The following is a 2774-nucleotide window of genomic DNA, read 5'->3' on the forward strand; positions in this document are numbered from 1 at the left end:
GTAAGCGCCTAAATGTTGGGCGGCTTGAATAGCCCCATTTGTTGCCCCATAATAGTAGAGAGTAGATTTTTGCTACTTGCTCTTTCAACAATAACCCTACTGTTAGAAATTTACTACATTATGGAGGCACTCTATGACCCAGCCCAGAGCAAACCGCCGCTCACAGGATGAGTGGTTTCAATTGATCCAGGAATGTCGGAACAGCGGTCTGAGCGACCGTGCCTGGTGCGAACAGCATGGCATTTTAGTCAGCTCTTTCTACAACGCGGTAAAACGCCTTAGAAAAAGCGCATGCGACATTCCTCTTTCTTCTAATAGAAGAGCATATGCACTGGATCTTACTTCTTCCAGCAAGCAGGAGGCAGTCCAGATTGATATATGTCCGGATCCTTATCCGGAAGCAGTTCCACCTGCAAAGCAGATGTGTCCTGCGCCGCACCTTGACAATTCACATACGATTGAGCTTATGATGGATAATGTTTCCCTTAAAGTCAGCAATTCGGCAGATCCGTTCCTTCTGCAGCAGATCATCCGGATGCTGCGTGCAGATCAATGTTAGCGGATATCTCCGGTGTCGATGCTATCTATATCGTGACCGGGTATACTGACATGAGAAAATCTATCGATGGTTTATGCGCTCTGGTCCAGGAACAGTTCCCTGCCAATGAGAACCTGAACGCGCTCTATCTGTTCTGTGGACGGAAATGCGACAGGATCAAAGCGCTCCTTAAAGAACCGGATGGCATGGTATTGATCTATAAGAAGCTGACTGTACAGGGGCGTTACCGGTGGCCAAGGGACAGATCCGAAGTCAGGAATCTGTCCTGGAGGGAGTTTGACTGGCTCATGTCCGGCATCGACATTGATCAGCCAAAGGCAATAAAAGCAACCTCTGGGCAGCGCTGAAAAGTGCACAGTAAAAATGCCGTTTTTCCTTTATTTTCGGCACTTTTCAGGCTCTGTATTCCTGTAAATCAGTCTGATTTTCTGGTAAAATAGATACCAGAAAAGAGGTGAAAAAACAGTGGCCCAGAACGCAAAAGACATCCAGATGCGGGAATTAAAAGATCTTCTTAGTGAACTCCGGGAAACCAACAAGCTTCTCCGAAATGCACTTGAAGAGACCCAAAAAGAGAAAGCTGTGCTCCAGCGGGAGCGCGACAACTTCAAGGAGCAGGTGGATTATCTTACGAAGAAGTTGTTTGGCTCTTCCAGTGAAAAAGGTGCCTGCGACATTCCCGGACAGATGAACCTCTTTAATGAAGCTGAATCTGAGATGGATCCAGCTGTCGAAGCGTCTGATGTGCGTGCCGCCACGAAACCACCCGAATCAGAATTACCGGAAAACAAAGTAAAGAAGAGACGTTCTTCAAATGAGGAACGTTTTAAAGGCATTCCCGTAAAAAAGGTCTTTCTCGAACCATCCGAGGAAGAACGTATCTGTAGTAAGTGCGGAAAACAAATGGATCAGATCGGCACAGAGTTTGTACGCCGCGAATTAAAGATCATTCCGGCAAAAGCGATTGTTATTGAATACTACAGTGTAAACTATGGATGCAAAAACTGTAAGGAGCACGGAATCACTCCTGCGATCATCAAAGGCAAGGACGGAAAAGCCCATATGATGTACGGAATGGCTTCTGCCTCCACGGTGGCATGGGTTGTTTACCAGAAGTACTGTAACGGGATGCCTTTATACCGGATCGAACAGGATCTTGGGCGCTTAGGCGCAAAAATCAGTCGTGCAACGCTGGCAAACTGGGTGATCAAAAATACAGAGGCGTTCTTTGCTCCGATGTACGAGTATTTTCACCGGAAACTGCTGGCGAGAAACTTTGCAATGGCAGATGAAACTCCTGTCCAGGTATTGCATGAGCCGGAACGCCGCGCGCAGACAAAGTCATATATGTGGCTGTTTCGCAGCGGCGAAGACGGAGATCATCCGATCGTCATCTACAAGTATTCCGAAACACGTGCAGGTGATACGGCAGCAGATTTCCTCAATGGGTTTCAGGGATATCTGATGTGTGACGGATACAGCGGTTACAATAAAGTATCTGCCGCAAAACGGCTCGCCTGTTGGGCACATATCCGCAGATATCTGATCGATGCGATCCCGAAAGGAAAACAACTGGATTATACACAGCCCTCGGTGCAGGGAGTCATGTATATCAACCGGCTTTTTGAGAAAGAGGACAAGATCCGTCAAAAACATAAAACGTTCGATGCCATCAAGGAAGCCCGGCTCACCCATGAAAAGCCAATCATTGAAGGCTTTTTGTCGTGGCTTGAAAAGCAGACCCCGGTCCGCAGCTCACGTCTGGACAAAGCAGTGACTTATATCCGGAATCGAAAAGAACATCTTATGACCTATCTGGAAGATGGACGATGCAGTTTTTCGAACAATTTGAGTGAGAATTCTATCCGTCCATTTGTAGTCGGGAGAAAAGGGTGGCTGTTCTGTGATACGCCGGCCGGAGCCCAGGCAAGCGCCATGGCCTACACAATGGCAGAAATGGCCAAGGCAAACAAAGTAAATGTTTACCACTATCTTACCTTCCTGTTCGAGCATCAGCCGAACGATCAGATGACGGATGAAGAACTGGAACAGCTCGCTCCTTGGAATGAAAATGTAAAAGCGGAAATTCAGCGCCGGATCGAGTGTCAGAAAAATCAGGAATGATTAAAATATATGTGAATTATCAATGTGCTTCAGTTGCCGAAAATAACTGGGGCATTTTTACTTTAGCAACGGCTGAAAATTAAGCGCTTAC

Annotated in this window: 3 protein-coding genes; all 3 read left to right on the forward strand. The window is 46.9% G+C overall.

The window, feature by feature from the left end:
- Positions 1–133 precede the first annotated feature (133 nt).
- The 3 genes from tnpA (at position 134) to tnpC (ending at position 2683) form a co-directional block, all read left to right on the forward strand.
- Complete coding sequence (gene tnpA / locus NFR99_RS15020) at positions 134–559, forward strand: IS66 family insertion sequence element accessory protein TnpA (RefSeq protein WP_120487280.1); 426 nt, start codon at positions 134–136, stop codon at positions 557–559.
- On the forward strand, positions 553–906 hold the full coding sequence (gene tnpB / locus NFR99_RS15025) for an IS66 family insertion sequence element accessory protein TnpB (protein WP_120487282.1): 354 nt from the start codon (positions 553–555) through the stop codon (positions 904–906). The genes tnpA and tnpB overlap by 7 nt, the downstream gene beginning before the upstream one ends.
- Before the next feature lie 118 nt (positions 907–1024).
- Positions 1025–2683, forward strand: coding sequence for an IS66 family transposase (gene tnpC, locus NFR99_RS15030; RefSeq protein WP_251354054.1), 1659 nt, complete (start codon positions 1025–1027; stop codon positions 2681–2683).
- Positions 2684–2774: the final 91 nt, after the last annotated feature.

It is taken from the genome of Hominisplanchenecus murintestinalis (genome assembly GCF_943193015.1).
GTDB classification, from domain to species: domain Bacteria; phylum Bacillota; class Clostridia; order Lachnospirales; family Lachnospiraceae; genus Hominisplanchenecus_A; species Hominisplanchenecus_A murintestinalis.